Raw genomic sequence first — 21,023 nt, forward strand, 5'->3', positions numbered from 1 at the left:
GCGAATATTCTGAAAATGGAAGGCAAAGGGGTCAGTCTCTTTTGCAAAAGGGACTGACCCCTTTGCGCTTATTTACAATAAAGTGTAGGCAGAACAGCGTATACAGACGCACATACTACCAGATCTGCTTTCCATGTTTTTTCATTTGGGGCATGTGCCTGCGCCTCCGCCCCAGGGCCAAATCCGATACAGGGAATTCCATTGCGTCCCATGATGGACACGCCATTTGTGGAAAATGTCCATTTATCTGTAAGGGGACGGGTTTTCCTCATGGCTTTGGTTTCACTGGTTCCTATCCGGGTATCCCCGTAAAGACCCTTATATGCTTCTTCAAGCGCCCTTGTCACAGGATGGTCCTCAGGGATTACCCATGTGGGGAAATAGCATTCGATTGGATAGGTCAGTCCTGTATAGGAAGGGCGGCCGTAATTGTACATGGATACTTTTACATCACTGCCATATTTTTTTACACTGGGCAGCGCTCGTATTTCATCCAGGCAGCTCTCCCAGGTCTCGCCGGCTGTCATGCGACGGTCCAGTGAAACAGAGCAGGAGTCTGCAACCGCGCAGCGGCTTGGGGATGTAAAAAAGATCTCCGATGCCGTGATAGTCCCTCTTCCGAGAAAACGGGCCTCCTTCCACTGGGGATTGTATTCTTCATCCAACATTTTTACGAGGCCTTTAACTGCCTTTTCTTTTCCCCCATCATTTTCATTAAGCGAACGCACATCCTGGAGAATATCAGCCATCTTGTAAATCGCATTATCGCCCCGTTCCGGGGCAGAACCATGGCAGGAAACTCCTTTGACTTCTACCTTGATTTCCATACGTCCTCTCTGGCCGCGGTATATGCCTCCATCAGTAGGCTCCGTGGAGACAACAAATTCAGGGCGGATGTGGTCTTCGTTAATAATGTATTGCCAGCATAGGCCGTCGCAGTCCTCCTCCTGTACTGTGCCAGTTACTAGGACAGTGTACTTATCACTGAGAAGGCCTAAATCCTTCATAATTTTGGCGCCATACACTGCAGAAACCAGACCGCCGCATTGGTCAGATACACCCCGGCCTCCGATTTCTATATCGTTTTCATAGCCTTCATATGGGTCAAAATCCCAGTTGTCAATATTGCCAATTCCCACGGTGTCTATATGTGCATCAAAGCCGATGATTTTTTCCCCTGTCCCCATAAAACCCAGAACATTTCCCTGTGGATCAATTTCTATCTTGTCAAAGTCCAGCTTTCTCATTTCCTCTGCAATCCGGTCAATATGCGCTTTTTCATCGCAGCTTTCACCGGGATATCTTACAATTTCACGGAGAAATTTTGTCATATCCGCCTCGTAATTTTGGGCCGTTTCTTTGATTTTACTAAAATCCATTTTATATCTCCTTTAATTATGTATTATTTATAGGTATCCAGGCTGTGTCAAATCATTTATGTCCCTGGTTGATGATGATTCCCAGATAAGAGCTGTGAATGGTCAGATATTTATTAGTAGGTATTTCCATCCCACACAATTGACTCATATCTTTCTGGGTCGGTATTGCCCTCTGTGGAGAAGAGAAGTACTTTCGACTGTTCATCTAACCCCAGGAGTTTTTTTAGTTCCTGGTATTCATCCATACACATGATACAGGCCAATGCCCCAAAAGGAGCTGCCCCTGATTCGCCGGAGGTTATGGGCGCATCCCCTTTTATTGGTGCCGCCAGCATACGCATGCCCTTAGCTGCCGCCCAGTCAGGAATTGAAATAAATGTGTCTGCATGGTTCTTCAGGATATCCCAGGAGATGGTGTTGGGTTCGCCACAGGCCAGTCCGGCCATGATTGTGGCCATATCCCCGCCGACCATCTGGATACTGCCGTCTCCGTGGATGGCCCCTTTGTACAGACAAGCAGCGGCGCTGGCCTCTACTACAATGACCTTGGGCGGATTTTCAGGATAGCGGTTGGCAAAATACCCTTGAACTGCGCCTGCAAGAGAGCCGACGCCGGCCTGTATGAATACATGGGTGGGGCGTTGGCAGTCCATGCCATGGAGCTGGTCATCTGCCTCGGCAGCCATGGTGCCATATCCCTGCATGATCCAGGCCGGGATTTCCTCGTAGCCATCCCAGGCCGTATCCTGTACCATGATCCCATTCTCTGTCCTGGAGGCCATATCTGCAGCCATACGTACGCACTGGTCATAATTATATTCTTCAATGGAAGCTTTTGCCCCCTCGGCTAAAATGTGATTTAACCGGGCAGGGGTAGTCCCCTTTGGCATAAGCACCACAGACTTTTGGCCCAATTTATTTGCGGCCCAGGCAACACCCCGTCCATGGTTTCCGTCAGTAGCTGTAAAAAAGGTGGCCTGGCCAAATTCTTCTTTTAACTTTGGGGAAGTGAGGATATTGTATGGAAGCTCTGAAACATCCTTTCCTGTTTTTTGCGCTATATAGCGGGCCACTGCAAAGGAGCCGCCTAGGACTTTAAATGCATTTAACCCAAAGCGGTAAGATTCATCCTTGACATAGATATCCTTTAACCCAAGCCGTGAGGCCATGTTCCCAAGGCGGACAAGAGGTGTCACGCTGTATTGGGGAAAACTCTCATGAAAGGCCCGGGCTTTTTTGACTTCTGAAAGAGCCATGACTTTTAACTGCGCATCCTCCGTTTTAGGCATATGGTTTATGGCCCATTTAATTGTCTCCATGGTGTAAAAACCTCCTTTTATGTTCATGATTCTTTGCCGGCGTCCATATAGCTGTAGAGAGTAAACTTCGAAATCCCCAGAAGGGAGGCAACTTTGTCACCGGATTTGGTAATCAGAAAAGCACCTGCATTGTTCAGATACTGGACAACAGTAACTTTGTCATCTTTATTCATCAGGGCCACTGGCTTGCCCACAAGAGACAGGGCCTGCTCTATCAAGGTGTCAAGCAGTTCATTTACATTATGTGTAATAGTCTGTGGCTGTGTATTTTGGCCCTCTTCCTTTTTGGGTTCTGTACGGATCAGAGATGAAATAGCTGACTCTACAGTGAGCAGCGCGGTAATATCATAATTCAGAGAGAAAATATAAGAAATATGATTATCCTCTTCCCTGATGAACATGGTGCTGGACTTTAAGATGCGTCCATCTTCAGTCTTGGTAAGGTAGGAGAGCCGGTCTTGTACCTTTGAGGCATCACTGTTTAAGGTTTCAAATACTACACTGGATGGCCCGTCTCCCAGTTTTCTATTGGATACATGCCCGTTTTCAATGTAGACAATGGAGCTTTCCAGCTCTAGCTTCTTTAAATCATGAATAACGATCTCACACGAGCTGCCAAATTGTACGGCCAGGCCGTGGGCGATCTGTTTGAGGAGTTCCAGTCTTTGGCTCAAAGTCATCAATCCTTTCGCGTTATGAGTTTGGGAAATTACCCCAAAACTTTTGCCTGTAAGCTCATCATAGCATAAAAATATTTAAAAGCAATACTTTTCCTTAAAAAAAATTAGGTAGCCTTAAAAACTTTTAGGATTTGTATTGCAATTATCAAATATTGATGATATTCTATAGACAACATAGGGTGTTAAAAATATGTGTGAGAAAAAATATGGGTTATTTTGTTAAAGAATATACAAAATTAATATCGAAAAAAGGAGAGGTGTGGTATGCTGATTTTGGGGAATGGGAGGGTAATCACAAGGGATAAGGCAAATCCATATATAGAAAAGGGTGCAGTTGCTATTGAAGGGAATATCATAAAGATGGTGGGCGGACTGGATGCGGTGAAGGATGCATATCCAGGGGCAGAGTACATAGATACAGGCGGAAAGGTTATTATGCCAGCCTTTATCAATGCACATGAGCATATTTACAGTGCATTTGCAAGGGGACTTTCAGTCAAAGGATATAATCCGAAGGGGTTTCTGGATATATTGGATGGAATGTGGTGGGCAATTGACAGAAAACTGACACTTCAAGATACATATCTGAGTGCAATGGCAACTTACATTGACTGTATCAAAAATGGTGTAACTACTATTTTTGACCATCATGCCAGCTTTGGGGCAGTAGGGGGTTCCCTGTTTGAGATCGAAAAAGCTGCCAGAGAGACGGGGGTACGTTCCTGCCTCTGTTATGAGGTCTCAGACCGGGATGGAAAAGAGAAAGCCAGGGCATCTGTCATGGAAAATGCAGAGTTTATCAGACATGCCCAGGCAGATGGCGGCGGTATGATTGCCGGTATGATGGGGATGCACGCACAGTTTACTGTTTCAGATGAAACAATGGAGCTGGCGGCATCTAATAAACCGGAAGGTGTGGGTTACCATATTCATGTTGCCGAAGGGATAGAGGATTTGCATCACTGCCTGGCGCATTACGGAAAAAGAATATTAGACCGCCTTATGGATTGCGGGATATTGGGGGAAAAAACAGTATTGGGGCACTGTATTTATATCAATAGCCATGAGATGGATTTAATTAAGGATACGAATACAATGGTTGTGCATAATCCAGAATCCAATATGGGCAATGCCTGTGGGTGCCCGCCGGCCATGGAAATGGCGCACAGGGGGATACTCATAGGACTGGGCACAGATGGGTATACACATGATATGACGGAATCCTATAAGGCGGCCAATATGCTCCATAAACATCATCTCTGTGACCCCACGGCGGCATGGTCAGAAGTTCCCCAGATGCTCTTTGAAGGGAATGCGCAGATTGCCGCCCGCTGCTTTAACTGTGAGCTGGGAGTATTGAAGGAAGGGGCGGCCGGGGATGTGATTGTTGTAGACTACGATCCCCTTACACCGATGGGGGCTGACAACAGCAATGGGCACATACTATTTGGAATGAATGGCCGGGATGTAGTTACAACAGTGGCAAATGGTAAAGTGCTTATGAGAGACAGAGAACTTTTACATATTGATGTGGCCAAAGTGATGGCTGACTGCAGACAGGCGGCTGCTGGCCTGTGGGGAAGGATTAATGGGTGAGATAAAGTAAAAAGGGGACAGTCCCTTTTGCAAAAGGGACTGTCCCTATTGATCACCATTTTCAGAATATTCAGATAAATCAGGAGGGTTACACACATGAGTGATGTTATGTCCCCAATATCTTTTGGACAGTTATTAAATTGGATTATGGTGGAATATAAAAAGTATGGCACAGTGTTTGGAGAGCGGCACCCTTACAAGGGGGATCCCAAGTTTGCCCGGACTATTTTTGGCCGTATGCTGGAAACTCCGGTGGGGGCGGCGGCAGGTCCCCACACCCAGCTGGCGCAGAATATTGTGGCGGCTTATTATACTGGTAGCCGTTTTTTTGAACTAAAGACGGTACAGGTTATGGATGGCGCCCAGCTGGCGGCCTGTGTAAATAAACCCTGTATTAAGGCTGAGGATGAGTGTTATAATTGTGAGTGGTCCACAGAGCTCTATGTTTCCCAGGCTATGGAGGAGTATATTAAGGCCTGGTTCCTGCTCAAGGTGCTTGCAAAAGAATTTGGATTGGGCAGTATGGATGGCTTTCAGTTTAATATAAGTGTGGGGTATGACTTGGAGGGGATAAAGTCTCCAAAGATCGACCATTTTCTAAACACTATGAAAAATGCTGGAAATTCAGAAATATTCCAATACTGCAGGCAGCATCTTCTAGGGCATCTGTCCATGTTTGAAAAAATCACAAAGGAGGATATTGAGGGGATACAGGGGGAGATATGCAATTCTGTCACAATTTCGACCCTCCATGGCTGCCCTCCCCAGGAAATTGAAAAGATAGCCATGTATCTCATTGTGGAAAAGGGGTTCCATACTTTTATAAAATGTAATCCTACCTTGCTGGGCTATGAATTTGCCAGAAAGACTATGGATGATATGGGGTATGATTATGTTGCCTTTGGAGACTACCATTTTAAGGATGACCTTCAGTACGAGGATGCTGTACCGATGCTCACCCGCCTGATGGATGTATGCAGGGAGAAAAATCTGGAATTTGGCGTCAAAATCACAAATACGTTTCCAGTGGACGTAAAGAACCATGAACTGCCCAGTGATGAGATGTATATGTCAGGAAGGCCTTTGTACCCGCTGTCAATTTCCCTGGCCGCTAAATTGGCTGAGGAATTTAGAGGGAGGCTTAGGATTTCCTACTCAGGAGGGGCGGATTTTTATAACATAAAAGGGATTGTAGATGCAGGGATCTGGCCTGTTACTGTTGCCACCACATTGCTGAAGCCAGGGGGATATGAGAGGATGGCCCAGATAGCAGGAGAAGTAGAGGAAGAGGGGGTTATCTTTAAGAGGGTAAACGAAACAGCTGCCAAGGCTTTGGCGGAGGCTGCCCAAACGAGTCCCCGCCATATAAAGGGTGGGAGGCCTGATATATCCCGTAAGATCAGGCAGACGGTCCCGCTGCTCGACTGTTTTATGGCCCCATGTGAAGAGGGATGCCCCATTCATCAGGATATTACGGCATATTTACAGTTGGCGGGGGAGGGCAGATATGTAGAGGCAATGCAGGTGATTGCGGAAAAAAATCCTTTGCCATTTATTACAGGTACAATATGTGCCCATAATTGTATGGGTAAATGTACCCGGAATTTTTATGAGGAACCAGTACATATCCGTGCAGTGAAGCTAAAAATAGCCAAAGAGGGGTATAGCGCATGGCTGCAAAAAGTGACGCCGGCCCCAATCACAGAAAAAGGCCGGGCCGCAGTTATAGGGGGTGGGCCGGCTGGTATGTCCGCAGCTTATTTCCTGAGAAAGGCCGGCATGGAGGTGACTTTGTTTGAAAAGTCTGACTCTCTTGGTGGTGTGGTCAGACATAGTATCCCAGAATTCAGGATTCCAGGTAATGCAATCGATAAAGATGTGGCCATCCTGCAGGCAGTGGGAGTGGATATACGGTATGGAACCAAAATTGAAAATGCAGAAAAGTTAAAGGAAGAAGGCTATACAGCAGTCATATTTGCAGTAGGGGCATATAAACCAGGAGTATTAGAACTTAAAGAAGGCGAGGCAATGAATGCCCTCTGCTTCCTCAGGAAATACAAGAAATCAGGTGGAAAGCTGGACATTGGGAGGCAGGTGGCGGTAATTGGAGGGGGCAATACTGCCATGGACACTGCCAGGGCAGCAAAAAGGATATCTGGTGTGGAGAAAGTTTTTCTTGTGTACAGAAGGACAAAGCCTTATATGCCTGCAGATTATGAAGAACTGCTTCTGGCGGAGAAAGACGGAGTGGAAATTCTGGAACTGCTGGCTCCTGTAAAGTTCTCAGGCAAACTGCTGGACTGCAGGGTGATGAGGCTTAGGGAGTATGATGAATCGGGCAGGAGAGGTGTCGTAGGAACAGAAGAGATACGCCGGATACCTGCAGATACTGTAATTGCCGCAGTAGGTGAGAGAGTTCCGGAGGATTTATATAAAACAAATAAAATCCATGTCAATGAATGGGGCAGGGCAGTGGTGAACCAGGAAACCTGTGAGACAAACCAGCCTGGAATCTATGTAGTAGGCGATGGCCTGGGCGGCCCGGCAACTGTGGCAGAGGGGATACGTGATGGGAGGAAAGCCGCGGAGGCCATTGTAGGCAGAGACTTGGCTGATGATTATAGCTGCGATAATAACGAAGAACGAATTTATGGGAGAAAGGGAACCTTAAAAGGGGCACAGGAGGGGGCGGCAGAGACAGGGCGCTGCTTGAGCTGCTCTGCAATATGCGAGAACTGTACGGAAGTCTGTCCAAACCGTGCAAATATTTCAGTCCGTGTCCCGGGGATGGAAAAACATCAGATTATCCATATAGACTCTATGTGCAATGAGTGTGGCAACTGCAGGAGCTTCTGTCCTTATGACAGTGCCCCCTATTTGGATAAATTCACAGTATTTGCATCAGAGCGGGATATGGAGGAAAGCAAAAATCAAGGGTTTGCTGTACTTGACAAAGATAATGTGACCTGTGCCGTACGGTATCTGGGGGAACGTTTTAGTTATACCAAAGGAGAGGAAACACGGCTCCCAGAAGGCCTGAAATGCCTGATAGAAGCTGTGGTAAAGGAATATCCATATATTTTGCCATAGTCCATAGAGAATAGAAAGAGGGAACTAAATATGAAACGTTTATTTAAAGGCGGCAGGATTGTAAGCAGCAGCGGGATAAGACAGCTGGATATTCTGGTAAAAGGGGGAAAGATACTGGCTGTTGGGGAAGAACTGGCATTTAGAGACGCGGCCATTGAGGACGTGCGTGGGAGACTGCTCTTCCCGGGGTTTATTGACGCCCACACCCATATGGCGCTGGAAGTATGCAATACAGTAACCGCAGACAAATTCGATACAGGCACAAAAGCTGAGGCTGCAGGAGGCACCACTTGTATTATTGACTTTGCTACACAGTATAAAGGAGAATCTCTGTCCCAGGCCCTGGCCAACTGGCACAGAAAGGCAGACGGGCAGTGCTCCTGTGATTATGCATTCCATCTGGCACTTACAGACTGGAATGAGGATGTGGGCAGGGAATTGGAGGAGATAGTTAAAAATGAGATTTCATCCTTTAAGCTCTATATGACATATGATACTATGGTAGATGACAAAACCATGTATGAAGTGCTGTCATGTTTGAAAGAGCTGGGAGGGATTGCCGGCGTCCATTGTGAGAATAAAGGGATTTTGGATGCCCGCCTGGAGGAAGTAGCGAGACAGAAAGGCAACAGGAAAAATGTGGAGGACTATCCATGGACACGGCCCCCGGAAGCAGAGGCGGAAGCAATAAGCAGGCTGCTGAAGATTGCAAAATGTGTAGATACCCCTGTCATAGTGGTACATTTAAGTACGGCTCAGGGATATGAGGAAATCTTAAGGGCAAGAGAGGGCGGACAGACGGTTTATGTAGAGACCTGCCCCCAGTATCTAGTCATGGATGAAAGTTTGTATGCCCTCCCAGAGGGGGAGGGAAGGAAATATATGATTGCACCGCCCCTGCGGACAAAAAGTGACCAGGAAGTACTGTGGATGGCTTTGGATGAGGGGCAGATACAGACTGTTTCCACAGACCACTGCAGTTTCAGCCTGGCCCAGAAAAGCGCTGGAAAGGAGGACTTTTCCTGTACGCCTTGTGGTATGCCAGGAGGGGAGGAGCGCCCTGCACTGTTATACCAGTTTGGCGTCAATGAGGGCAGGATTACATTGGAACAAATGTGCCAGTATTTGTCAGAAAACCCGGCAAAGCTGTATCACCTGTATCCCCAGAAAGGGACGCTCTCCCCTGGGAGTGATGCGGACATCGTTGTATGGAATCCAGAGACAGAATGGATTATGACCAGGGAAGCACAGCAGGCAAATATTGATTACTGCCCTATGGAGGGGACCCGGATAAAGGGAAGGGCTGAAAAAGTATTTTTACGGGGACGGCTTGTGGCAGAAAATGGACAGATCATAGAAGAAAACACAGGATGCTATGTTAGGCATGGCATACATCCGGAGGAGAGGTAAGTAAAAAGAATTGTCAGTTCTATATACAGTCAAAAAATTTGAATCCTGCGGCCTGGCCATCCAGGATTCTCTTATGAAATCGTTTCAGATAGAAAATATAAAAACCCCTGTGGTTAGTGTAATAGGGGCAGGAGGAAAAACCACACTTATAAGGGCGTTGGCAGAGGAATATCAAAGTAAGGGGATACCTGTAATTGTAACAACAACAACCCATATGCTGGTAGAAAACCTGCCCTGGTTCCTCCTCACACCATCCCCCGAGGGGGTAAAGAAGCTTCTTGGGCAGTATGGCATGGCTTGGATTGGCATACCCCAGATTGGCATGTCCCAGGAAGGGAGGGATAAAGGAGGGGGTTCTTGCAGCCATATAAACAGGAGAGTCCGTAAAATGGGTATTCTGCCTCGGGAATTTTTAGAATGGGTGCTGGGATATGGAGTCCCGGTACTGATCGAAGCGGATGGCGCCCGGGGCCTTCCGATAAAGGCCCCGGCGGGACATGAACCAGTACTCTTGCCCCAGACAACCCATGTACTCAATGTGTATGGACTGGATGCTATTGGAAAAAGAATTTCTGAAGTATGTTTCCGCGGGGACAGAGCAGCAGAGCTGCTTGGGAAAAAAACAGAGGATATTCTGCAGGAGGGAGATATTGCTGCCCTGGCACTTAGCAGGCAGTCCGGGAGGAAGGGGGCGGCTGCAGTCCTTCCATATAAAATTGTATTAAATAAGGCGGATAATGCTGCCCGGGAAAAAAGTGCCCTGCGTATAGGCATGATGGCCTGGGAGAAGGGATTTGGCGACCTAACTGTGACAGCGGCAGAAAGGCAGAGAGAGCAATGAGAATTTTGATCAGAGGGGCCGGAGACTTGGCAACAGGGATTGCCTCACGGCTATATCACAGCGGGCATCAGCTTTTAATGACAGAAAAAGAGACGCCGCTTACAGTGCGGCGGATGGCGGCTTTTTCCAGGGCCGTGTATGAAAAGACGGCTCCGGTGGAGGATATGGCAGGCGTGTTGGCGCATACAATAGAAGAGGCAGAGATTGTACAGAAGCAAGGAGATATTCCTATTCTAGTGGACGAAAGGGCGGAGGCTTCCATAAACTACAAGCCAGATGTCCTGGTGGATGCGATCCTGGCTAAGAGAAATTTAGGTACTAGAATTACAGATGCCCCTTTGGTAATCGGTGTGGGTCCGGGATTTACGGCGGGGGAGGACTGCCACTGTGTGGTTGAGACAAAACGGGGGCATACGCTGGGAAGTGTGCTGTATAAAGGCAGTGCCATTCCCAACACCGGGGTGCCTGGAAATGTGGGAGGCTATACAACAGAGAGACTGATAAGGGCAGCAGAAGATGGCAAGATGGAACCTTTGGTAGCCATTGGGGACAGGGTGGAAAGAGGACAGGCAGTGGCCCGCACAGGAGGGGCGGAGGTGTATGCACAAATGAGCGGTGTTGTAAGGGGGATGCTGCAGCAGGGAGCCAGAGTCAGTAAGAACCTGAAAATAGGTGATATTGATGTGAGAAGTGAAAGATCCCACTGTTTTACTATTTCTGATAAAGCTCGTGCAGTGGGGGGCGGTGTTTTAGAAGCAGTGTCCCGATTTGGATACATGAGGGGGAAATATGCAATCCTTGTCCTGGCGGCAGGAGGCAGTGTACGTTTCGGTGAAAATAAGCTGTGTGCCGTAGTTTCCGGGAAAAAGCTATATGAACATACATTGGATAGAATGTGTGCATTTCAGGCATATCCCGTATTCTTTGTGACAGGCTATGATGAAATTATACAGGCGGCCCAGGAGAGAGGATTTTATACTGTAGTGAACAGGGAGCCTTGGAAGGGGATTTCATATTCCATCCGAAAAGGGATAGAGGCCTGTCTTAAATGCTATCCTCAAATAGAAGGGATTCTTTTTTCGGTCTGTGACCAACCGAATGTGCATATTTCCACGATCCAGCAAATATTAAATGAGGCGGCCCTGCACAGAGGGCATATTATTTGTGCGGCCCACGAGGGGGAAATGGGGAACCCGGTTTTGTGGGATAAAGAGTTTTTCCCGGATCTTATGGGGTTGACAGGGGACAAAGGTGGGAAGGAAATTATAGCCAGGTTTAGGGATAGGTGCAGATTGGTGGAAACCCAGCCTGAAGAATTGAAAGATATTGATTTAAGGACAGATATTATAGAATAAGATTTCAGGGCAGCAGGATGTCCTGTGGAAAGGATGGCGGCCTATGTTCACAGTGCATGTAAATGGGAGAGACTATCAAACCAGGCGGGATGATAAACTGATGCGTTTTCTGCGGGACGTACTGCATCTGACCTCTGTAAAGGACGGATGCAGCCAGGGGGCCTGCGGTACTTGTACTGTACTGGTGGATGGGAGACCTACAAGAGCCTGTATACCCATGGTCTCAAAGATGGAGGGGAAATCTATCGTGACAGTAGAGGGACTGAGCAGCCGTGAAAAGGAGGTATATGCTTATGCCTTCGGGACAGCGGGGGCCGTACAGTGTGGTTTTTGCATTCCCGGGATGGTTATGTGTGCGAAGGGACTGATTGACAGAAACCCAGATCCTGCTCCTGTGGAGGTTGTGGGGGCCATACGTAATAATATATGCCGCTGTACGGGATATAAGAAAATCATAGAGGCTGTCCTTCTGGCGGCCAGGGTATTTCGGGAAAATCTGGATGTAGGGGGACATACAGGGATTGCCCCTGTGGGAATGAAACTGCAGCGGATTGACGCAAAGGAGAAGGTGCTGGGGACAGGGGAATACCCGGATGATATTTATCTGGAGGGGATGATATACGCAAGTGCGGTGCGCGCAGAATATCCAAGGGCCAGGGTGCTTGCCATACATACAGAGGAAGCAAAAGCGTTGGATCAGGTTGTGGGCATATTCACGGCAGAAGATATACCGGGAAATATCAAGGTCGGACACCTGAAGCAGGATTGGGATACTATGATACCTGTGGGGGAAGTGACCCATTATCTGGGAGATGCCATCTGTATTGTTGCAGCAGAGACAGCAGAGGTTTTAGAACAGGCAAAGCGCCTTGTGAGAGTGGAATATGAGGTGCTTGAGCCAGTGCTCAGTCCTTTTGATGCCATGGAGGAGGAGGCACCGAAAATCCATGCTTCAGGCAATATTCTGGCCCATGAGCATCTTGTAAGAGGGGATGCGGATGCAGTGATTGCACAGTCCAAATATACAGTTACGCGGCATTATGAGACACCCTGGACAGAACATGCGTTCCTGGAGCCGGAGTGTGCGGTGGCCATGCCTTTTAATGATGGCGTATTTATTTATTCTACTGACCAGGGGACTTACGATACCCAGTATGAGTGCAGCATTATGCTGGGACTGCCCCGGGAAAAGGTGATTGTAGAAAACAAACTGGTGGGAGGCGGATTCGGGGGGAAAGAAGATGTCAGTGTCCAGCACCATGCCGCCCTGGTGGCATATCTGACGAAGCGGATTGTAAAAGTCAAACTGTCCCGCCAGGAGAGTATTGTGGTGCACCCTAAACGGCATCCTATGTGGATGGATATTACTACAGCCTGTGACGAACATGGGTACCTGACAGCCATGAAGGCAGTTGTGGTTTCAGATACAGGCGCGTATGCTTCCTTGGGAGGGCCTGTACTGCAAAGAGCCTGTACCCATGCGGCAGGGCCCTATAATTTCCAGGTTATTGACATAGACGGGAAGGCAGTATATACAAATAACCCGCCTGCAGGGGCCTTTCGTGGGTTTGGGGTAACTCAGACCTGCTTTGGTTCGGAGAGGAATCTGGATTTGCTGGCTGAGATGGCTGGCATTTCTCCCTGGGAAATCCGCTATAGAAACGCCATACGCCCGGGCCAGGTGCTTCCAAACGGCCAGGTGGCGGATGCATCCACAGGAGTGGCAGAGACACTGGAGGCTGTCAGGGAACTTTATGAGAGAGAACCCTATGCAGGAATCGCCTGCGCAATGAAAAACGCGGGGGTGGGCGTCGGCCTGCCGGATTGGGGCAGGTGCCGCCTGCTGGTAAAAGATGGGAAGGTGGAGATACATGCAGGTGCATCTTGTATTGGGCAGGGATTGGGGACAGTGCTCACGCAGGTTGTCTCAGAGACACTAAAGCTGCCGGCAGAGCAGATTATGTACTGCCGTCCGAGTACTGCAGATTCGCCTGATTCCGGCACCACATCAGGATCCCGCCAGACACTGATTACTGGTGAAGCCGCCAGGAGGGCGGCGCAGAAACTGAAAAAAGAACTACAGGAGACTGGTATTTCAGATTTGGAGGGCAGGGAGTATCTGGGAGAATATCTTGCCAAGACGGACAAGATGGGAAGTGATGTACCCAACCCAATATCCCATGTGGCGTATGGATTTGCAACACAGGTATGTGTTCTGAATGAGGACGGAACTGTGAAGCTCATAGCCGCAGCCCACGATGTGGGAAAGGCTGTCAATCCAATCAGTGTAGAAGGGCAGATTGAGGGCGGGGTAGTGATGGGGATGGGGTATGCCCTGACAGAGCAGTATGAGATCAAAGAAGGATATCCCGTATCAAGATTTGGGACCCTGGGATTATTGAAAGCCGACAAGGTGCCCCCTCTGGAATCTATCATTATAGAAAAGCCTGGGGTAGATGTGGGATATGGTGCAATTGGAATTGGGGAGATTACATCCATACCAACAGCCCCTGCCATAGCAGGCGCCTACTATAAATGGAGCGGAGAGTTCCAGACAAAGCTGCCTCTGACAGGGACTCCATATGAAAAAAAGACAGTAAAGAGGTAACGGGACAAGAACAGCCGGTTAAATATAAAGTTAATTTTAGCTTAAGAAATACGAAAGAAGGTAGTATTTAAAGCGCGTCGGGAGTATAATAAACAAATACTTAATGAATAGTTTATATATACTGGGAGGTTGACGCTATGTGGACAAGAGCAGATTTAAAGATGAGGGGAAAGGTGGCATTTCAGAGAAATTACTGGAGCGCTGTCATTGTTGGACTGGTTATGTCTGTTGTATCAACAATTGTCAGTGTCTCTAACTCCAGGAATTTAAGAGGATATAATTCCCGGCATGGATATTATATTTCGGAGTATTCTCTGCTGTGGGCCATACTCGGTGCATTTTCTGCTGTGCTGGGATTGGGGATTATACTGCTGAATATTTTTGTGGGCAATGTCCTCATGGTAGGGGGGAGCCGGTTTTTCATCCTGAACCAGACAGAGACGGCTAATCCTGCGGTTCTTGGCTGCGGATTCAGAAGCGGCCATTATGGAAATATTGTGCTGGTGATGTTCCTTAGGGATTTGTTTACATTTCTGTGGACTCTGCTTTTGGTGGTGCCTGGCATTATTAAATATTATGAGTACCTTATGGTACCATATATTATAGCAGAGAATCCGGCTATGAGCAGGGAGGAAGCATTTTTAATCAGTAAGAAGATGATGATGGGCCAGAAATGGGAAGCTTTTGTGCTTGACCTGTCTTTTCTCGGGTGGAGGATTTTGGAGATAGCCACATTTGGTATCCTAGGGGTTTTCTATGTGGAACCTTATATAGAAGCCACATTCTCAGAATTATATACCTTTAACCGGGCAATGGCTTACCAGAATGGATATATCAGGTAGGGTTGAGGATGATATTATATTTCCGCGGGCAACGGGCCAAGGGGACATGTTTACATGTCCCCTTGGCGGCTGCCGGGAGAGTCTAATACCCTGATGCTTGCGTCGCTGCTAGTTTGATGCACCGTATGCTTGTATCTGGACTTTAACTGGGGCAGAATACAATTTCAGTATTCTGCCTGTTTCTATGAAAAAATATCCAGTGAAATATCTATTGCTAAAAGGGGCCGTTGAGTGAATGCAGAATGGCCAGGTTTGCTTTATATAGATAAAAGGAAGGAGCTGCTCCATATATATGCAGCAGCTCTGAGAAAAGGGAAAAATCTATCTATAAATTTGAAATTGTCTGTTTTAGGCGAAGTCCAGCGGCCACATATACCTGCTGTAAGTGCAGCCGCCGTCTTCTGTTTTTCATATTCTAAGAATAGCAGATAATTGTGAATGTATTGTGACAAGAATTGGAAGAAATTATAAAAATTCTTAAGGTAAAATGAAGAGCAGGGGTTACTGGCTGTGATAGACTGTATGCATGCTATTTTTTGCAGAGTCCTGCCACTTTTCTAAATTATTCTCATACATATCCAGAAGCCATTCCATGGCAGAATCCATGCCAGCATCTGTCATGGGGAAGGAGGCATGGTTCTTTATTTCGTCAGGCGTTTTCTCGAAGGACCAGGGTTCAGGATAAACACTTACTGTAAAAGTCTCCTTACTTTCATCCATTTTAAAATAATAACGCATTCCGTTGTGGCTGCCCGAAAAGGGTTCACGCTTCAACCCGCCTACGGGGATTAGGTTTTTATCAATCATTTCTTTATGCTCCTTATATATTACTTCTTAAGCCTGTATGCAGGCCTATACATAGTATAACACAATAAAGAAAAGTTTGCAGGAGCAGTACCTAGAGGACACTGTGCCAATGTACATTTTGAGGGGGTAAATGCCTGATACTATTGGGAACCGGTAAAAGACGCGAAAATGGGCAAAAGGAAAGAGCCACAATATATGTGACTCAAAGGGGGAAAAAGTTTATGAAAAAGTGTTCATATCATTTGAACAATTATAGTATAAGATTTATATGTGTAAAAAATGTGATACATTTTTGAATGAATTGTTAACATATAAAAAATAATTTATGAAGACCCCCAACTAGTGCCAGTGGCTTTATGAGGACGGTTTACGTATGGTGGTGTCCCCGCCGCCCTGGTAAAACATATATTTCCCTTTCCCGTTTCGTTTGACATCATATAAGGCGATATCTGCGTGATATAGCAGCAGGTCGAAACTGTCCCCATCCTGGTCATAGACAGCAATTCCGATGCTCGCGGAGAAGGTATAGCCTTCGAAAGTACTGTTTAAGGCGCTGCAGAGCTGAGCCGCCTTTTTCTCTATGTCTGCACGGCTGTGAATTCTGCCTAAAAATACCATAAATTCATCTCCGCCCAGCCTGGCGGCAATATCATCCTGCCGGATATTTGTATGGAGTATTTCGGCTACATGCTTAAGCAGGCTGTCTCCAAAGGCATGACCACGGGTATCATTTGCCTGTTTAAAATTATCCAAATCAAAAAACAAGAGTGCCGCAGACTGCTGCAGGGAAAGTCCTGACAGTAAAGAGGTTACAAGACGCCTGGCCGTTGCTTTGTTATATAAACCTGTCATAGAATCCTTTTCCGCCAGATTTCGCAGACGGTCTGCTTCCAGCTTCTGATGGTGGATATTGTTCATCTTTCCGATAAAACCAATGCACAGAGGTTCCAGATCGTTTGTCCAGAGAGAACGGATGATAAATTTATACCAGAGCTGCTCTCCTGAAGGTGTATTGACCAGATATTCCAACTTTAAAAGAGGGTTATCTACAGTAGTGCTGAATATTTTCTCCCATATATCTTTCGCATCTTTTTCACTGAGTATATGTATCTGTCCCCTCCGCTGCCTGACATTACTAATAAATATCTCTAATCCAAGTTCAATGTGGCCCTGCTCAGAAAAGGTGAGGGCATCTGATTTGGTATCGTATTCAAAAAGAATTTCATTAGAGAGAGAGGCTAAAAACTGGTATTTTACCCGTTCTCTCTCAAGCAGGAGCATAGTCCTGTCAGAGGGACTTTCGGGAGCTTTCTGCCCGATAAGTTCTTTTGATATCTCTTCCACATCAAAGGACGCCTGGTAGGAATCTGTATCCTCCATGAATCCTTCACTTAATATTTTGTTTTTGCTTATAAGACATTTCAAGAGTTCAGGATTAAACTGCCCGCACTCACCATCCATAATCATTTGCATAGCTTTTTTATGGCTATACGCTGGTTTGTAGACCCGTTTATTTACAAGTACGTCGTATACATCGGCAAGAGAAACTACCTGCGCACAGAGCGGAATCTCATTTCCGGAAAGTCCGTCCGGGTAGCCTTTGCCGTCCCATTTTTCGTGGTGCCACCGGCATATGTCGTGTGCATACCGAATCAACAGTTTATGATTCTTTAGATGCATCTGTGTGATTATATCGGCTCCAATGGCAGAATGCCGCTTCATGGTTTCAAATTCTTCAGGGTCCAGCCTTCCGGGTTTATTGAGGATTTCTTCAGGGATGGCAATTTTCCCAATATCATGCAGGGCGGCAGCATTAGAAATTGCGGTGATATCTGAACTGGTCAGAGGATATTCAGGATGTTTTTCTATGAATGCCTTTAAAAGGATCTCTGTAATGGTACGTACTCTTCTGATATGGGAAATAGATTCTCCATTCCTGAATTCTGCAATGGAGCAGAGTGCATCAATCATCAATGAATTATACTTTTCTTTCTCGTGTACCTGCTGCTGGACCAATTTCTGCAGCGCATGCTGCTTTGAATAAAACATAATAGTATTTTTAATCCGGTGCCGTATAATACATGAATCAAAGGGGCGGCTAATATAGTCTACCACGCCGAGAGCAAAGCTTCGGTCCGTATAATTGGAGGAGGTGGCAGCAGAAATCATAATAACGGGGATATTTTCTATCCAGTGCTTCTGATTCATGATTTCCAATACCTCAAATCCATCCATTACCGGCATAACCAGATCTAATAGAACTACATCAATTTGCTGCCTGCATTGTTCCAAAAGATTGACGGCCTGCAGCCCGTCTGTTGCTTCTATAATATGATATTCATCTTTAAGCATATCATTTAAAAATGCCCTGTTTAATTCAACATCGTCTACTACAAGAACTGTAGGTTTCGAATTCATGGCGGAGTACCTCCATATTTAATAATGGCGAAACTATCTCTAATCTCGGGCAAGCTATTTGGGTATTATGGATAATCATGTACAGCGACTATTCTATAATACAAGGGAGGGGGCGGCATATGTGCGGCCAGCCATCTCCTGATCCAGTAGATATAAGCTCTTTGGGTCGCTTCCGAACAGTTCCATCTTCTTAACCTGGTCTTTGGCCCTTGTCTCTTCCTCCCCCTGTTCTTTGACAAACCAGTCCAAAAACTGCATAGTACGGAAATCCTTTACAGAATAAGCGGCATCATAAATATTGTGGATCAAACCAGTCACATATTTTTCATGCTTTAATCCTTCTTCGAGAGGGGCCATGTTATTGCTGAGCAATACATCTGGTTTGTCAATTTGTTCAAATGTTACAGGTGTATCGTTGTTCTGCATATATTGCAGGAAAAGCATTGCATGGTCGCGTTCCTCCTGGGCCTGGATGTGATACCAGTTGGAAAAACCATTCAATCCCTGCTCCACATAGAAATTAGCGAAATGCAGGTATAGATATGCAGAGTAAAACTCTTTATTAACCTGTGTGTTTAGTAACGTAGAAACTTTTTCATTTAACATAGTAAAAACTCCTTTCTAAATTCCCCCGGCAACGGGCCCAGGGGATATGTTTACATGTTCATTTGACGGCTGCCGGGAGGGTCTAATCCCCGATGCTGCACCGCTGCTAGTTTGAAGTCCCGTATGCCTCCGCCGGGGTCTTTGGCTAAGGCATCTGCCACACAGTATGCCTAAGGGAATCAAGTGCCTAATACATACTCTGGAAATGGGAGGGCATCTTAAGCTGTGAATATAATAGGCTTGTGATTATGAGCTTTGTCTTGTGCTATTTAATGTGTTCTTTTATGGCCTGAAAACTTTCTTTGCTGATGACATGTTCGATTTTGCAGGCATCCTGGGCAGCAGTCTCTCTATCTACTCCAAGCCGTACCAACCATTCTGTCAACAGCTGGTGGCGCTCATAAATCATTTCGGCTATTTCGCGCCCTGTGTCTGTCAATAATATATGTCCCTCTCCTGATACTGTGATGTGTTCTTTTTCCCGGAGATTCTTCATGGCTACACTGACACTGGACTTTTTGAAGCCAAGTTCTTCGGCAATATCCACAGAACGTACGGAAGGCTGGCTATTGCTGAGGATCAGTATAGTCTCCAGATAATTTTCTGCAGATTCGTTTGTTTTCAATGGGTATTCACCTCGATTTTTGAATTAAAATATAGTATAAAAGTACTGCATACTTTTTAAGCAGTACTTTTAAATTACGTAAATAGTATAGCATAATTTATACAGCAGGGCAAATGTGGGGAGATAAATTATAAATATTTTATAGAAAATCCAATTTACCAAAACTCCTGGATTTTCAAGGTTTTCACCGTATGGCGCTTTTAAGTATAGCACATTAAAACTTATTGTAGATGTACTCTTTATATGAATGTCCTTGTGACTGGCATCCGTGCCAGGCGTACATCGAATGATAGATCAAGTATTATGACATTTAATGTGTTGTCAAATCATCTCTAATATCATTGGATTCATCATTTGGTCCATTTAGGGAGAGCCTAAGGTTCTCCAGCCGCATCTTGATATTCTTTTGAACCGGTATCCTGCCAGTGCTTTTTCCCACTGCTGACGACGGAACCGTCCTTGTGTACATAGGCATACTTATTGAACTACTAATGTTCAATTAGGTATTTTTTGCATGATTGGCGCTGTGATGGAGGTAAGCGGCATACAGAGAATAGCAGATGACGATATAAAAGTAACTAATTAATTTTCAAATTTCCTGTAAAAAAGGCGGCTTTTATCTGCTGAATGATAATATGGTTTTATTGAGAAAAAATATCAATAATTTAAGAGAGAAATATTGGGAATCTGCTTGACAATCAAAAAGAGTTAGAATATACTAACGATGTAATTGAAAAGAATTATCATTATACAAAGAAAGAAGATGAACTATGATGCCATTATCAATGGTAAGAGAAGGTGAACCAAACATAATCCGTAAAATCGGAGGGAAAGAAGAAACTAAAAGATTTCTGGAAAACCTGGGGTTTGTTACAGGCGGAACTGTCACAGTTGTCTCTGTAACGGGGGGCAATATGATTGTGAATGTGAAAGACTCCCGGGTTGCCATTGGGAAAGACATGGCAAATAAAATTATGGTTGGCTAATAGGAAAGGAGACAGGATGAAAACTTTAAGGGAAGTGCCGTGTGGGGAGACGGTAAAAGTAACTAAGTTAACTGGCGAGGGGCCTGTAAGAAGACGCATTATGGATATGGGAATCACGAAAGGGGTAGATGTCTTTGTGAGAAAGGTGGCGCCCCTTGGAGATCCAGTAGAAGTGACTGTGAGAGGATATGAGTTATCTGTCCGGAAAGCAGATGCAGAAATGATTTGTGTGGAGTAGATATTTTATATTTTTGGATGGTGGTTAGATTTAACTAACCCCATGGGCATGAATAATTATTCATGCTGATGCGCTGAGTATTCAATCAAGTTGTGAAGTTATTTAATTATACCTTATCGGACACAGTCCGCCCGCCCCCTTGGGGCATGCTTTAAGGGGTGTCCTTTGGGTATACCTTATTGAACATTAGTAGTTCAATAAGTATAGAAAAGCAGAATGAAGT

Annotated in this window: 16 protein-coding genes; 9 read left to right on the forward strand and 7 right to left on the reverse strand. The window is 45.9% G+C overall.

Going from position 1 to position 21,023, the window contains the following annotated elements; translation table 11 throughout:
- Positions 1-68: 68 nt before the first annotated feature.
- The 3 genes from EFA47_RS03515 to EFA47_RS03525 all read right to left on the reverse strand — a co-directional run bounded on the left by EFA47_RS03515 (position 69) and on the right by EFA47_RS03525 (position 3,372).
- Positions 69-1,379 carry a YgeY family selenium metabolism-linked hydrolase gene (locus tag EFA47_RS03515; RefSeq protein ID WP_122642034.1) on the reverse strand — a complete coding sequence of 437 codons (1,311 nt, stop codon included), beginning with the start codon at positions 1,377-1,379 and terminating at the stop codon, positions 69-71.
- 113 nt (positions 1,380-1,492) lie between these two features.
- Positions 1,493-2,698: a diaminopropionate ammonia-lyase gene (gene dpaL, locus EFA47_RS03520; protein ID WP_122642035.1), complete on the reverse strand. Its 1,206-nt coding sequence runs from the start codon at positions 2,696-2,698 to the stop codon at positions 1,493-1,495.
- Between the two features lie 23 nt (positions 2,699-2,721).
- Positions 2,722-3,372: a helix-turn-helix transcriptional regulator gene (locus tag EFA47_RS03525; RefSeq protein WP_122642036.1), complete on the reverse strand. Its 651-nt coding sequence runs from the start codon at positions 3,370-3,372 to the stop codon at positions 2,722-2,724.
- A 270-nt stretch (positions 3,373-3,642) separates the two neighbouring features.
- Between EFA47_RS03525 and ssnA the strand changes: the two genes are divergently transcribed.
- The 7 genes from ssnA (at position 3,643) to EFA47_RS03560 (ending at position 15,120) form a co-directional block, all read left to right on the forward strand.
- Complete coding sequence (ssnA, locus tag EFA47_RS03530) at positions 3,643-4,974, forward strand: putative aminohydrolase SsnA (protein WP_122642037.1); 1,332 nt, start codon at positions 3,643-3,645, stop codon at positions 4,972-4,974.
- Between the two features lie 96 nt (positions 4,975-5,070).
- On the forward strand, positions 5,071-8,064 hold the full coding sequence (ygfK, locus tag EFA47_RS03535) for a putative selenate reductase subunit YgfK (RefSeq protein WP_122642038.1): 2,994 nt from the start codon (positions 5,071-5,073) through the stop codon (positions 8,062-8,064).
- A gap of 30 nt (positions 8,065-8,094) precedes the next feature.
- Positions 8,095-9,474, forward strand: a complete 1,380-nt coding sequence (hydA, locus tag EFA47_RS03540; RefSeq protein WP_122642039.1) for a dihydropyrimidinase — start codon at positions 8,095-8,097, stop codon at positions 9,472-9,474.
- A gap of 73 nt (positions 9,475-9,547) precedes the next feature.
- On the forward strand, positions 9,548-10,315 hold the full coding sequence (yqeC, locus tag EFA47_RS03545; RefSeq protein WP_164689912.1) for a selenium cofactor biosynthesis protein YqeC: 768 nt from the start codon (positions 9,548-9,550) through the stop codon (positions 10,313-10,315).
- On the forward strand, positions 10,312-11,670 hold the full coding sequence (gene yqeB, locus EFA47_RS03550; RefSeq protein WP_122642041.1) for a selenium-dependent molybdenum cofactor biosynthesis protein YqeB: 1,359 nt from the start codon (positions 10,312-10,314) through the stop codon (positions 11,668-11,670). Before yqeC ends, yqeB begins: the two co-directional genes overlap by 4 nt.
- A 43-nt stretch (positions 11,671-11,713) precedes the next feature.
- Positions 11,714-14,278, forward strand: a complete 2,565-nt coding sequence (gene xdh / locus EFA47_RS03555) for a selenium-dependent xanthine dehydrogenase (protein WP_122642042.1) — start codon at positions 11,714-11,716, stop codon at positions 14,276-14,278.
- Between the two features lie 137 nt (positions 14,279-14,415).
- On the forward strand, positions 14,416-15,120 hold the full coding sequence (locus tag EFA47_RS03560; RefSeq protein ID WP_122642043.1) for a DUF975 family protein: 705 nt from the start codon (positions 14,416-14,418) through the stop codon (positions 15,118-15,120).
- A 501-nt stretch (positions 15,121-15,621) separates the two neighbouring features.
- On the opposite strand, the gene EFA47_RS03570 is transcribed toward EFA47_RS03560, so the two are convergent.
- The 4 genes from EFA47_RS03570 to EFA47_RS03585 all read right to left on the reverse strand — a co-directional run bounded on the left by EFA47_RS03570 (position 15,622) and on the right by EFA47_RS03585 (position 19,576).
- On the reverse strand, positions 15,622-15,927 hold the full coding sequence (locus EFA47_RS03570; protein WP_122642045.1) for a hypothetical protein: 306 nt from the start codon (positions 15,925-15,927) through the stop codon (positions 15,622-15,624).
- 354 nt (positions 15,928-16,281) lie between these two features.
- Positions 16,282-18,345, reverse strand: coding sequence for a diguanylate cyclase (locus tag EFA47_RS03575; protein WP_122642046.1), 2,064 nt, complete (start codon positions 18,343-18,345; stop codon positions 16,282-16,284).
- A gap of 93 nt (positions 18,346-18,438) precedes the next feature.
- Entirely contained in the window at positions 18,439-18,951 is a 513-nt protein-coding gene (locus EFA47_RS03580; protein ID WP_122642047.1) for a ferritin, read from the reverse strand.
- A gap of 265 nt (positions 18,952-19,216) precedes the next feature.
- Entirely contained in the window at positions 19,217-19,576 is a 360-nt protein-coding gene (locus EFA47_RS03585) for a metal-dependent transcriptional regulator (protein WP_122642048.1), read from the reverse strand.
- 770 nt (positions 19,577-20,346) lie between these two features.
- Here EFA47_RS03585 and EFA47_RS03590 point away from each other — a divergent pair.
- Entirely contained in the window at positions 20,347-20,562 is a 216-nt protein-coding gene (locus EFA47_RS03590; RefSeq protein WP_122642049.1) for a FeoA family protein, read from the forward strand.
- A 16-nt stretch (positions 20,563-20,578) separates the two neighbouring features.
- Positions 20,579-20,800 (forward strand): FeoA family protein, encoded by a 222-nt coding sequence (locus EFA47_RS03595; protein WP_122642050.1) that lies wholly within the window; start codon positions 20,579-20,581, stop codon positions 20,798-20,800.
- Positions 20,801-21,023 lie beyond the last annotated feature (223 nt).

It is taken from the genome of Luxibacter massiliensis (assembly GCF_900604355.1).
In the GTDB taxonomy this organism is placed as follows: Bacteria; Bacillota; Clostridia; order Lachnospirales; family Lachnospiraceae; genus Luxibacter; species Luxibacter massiliensis.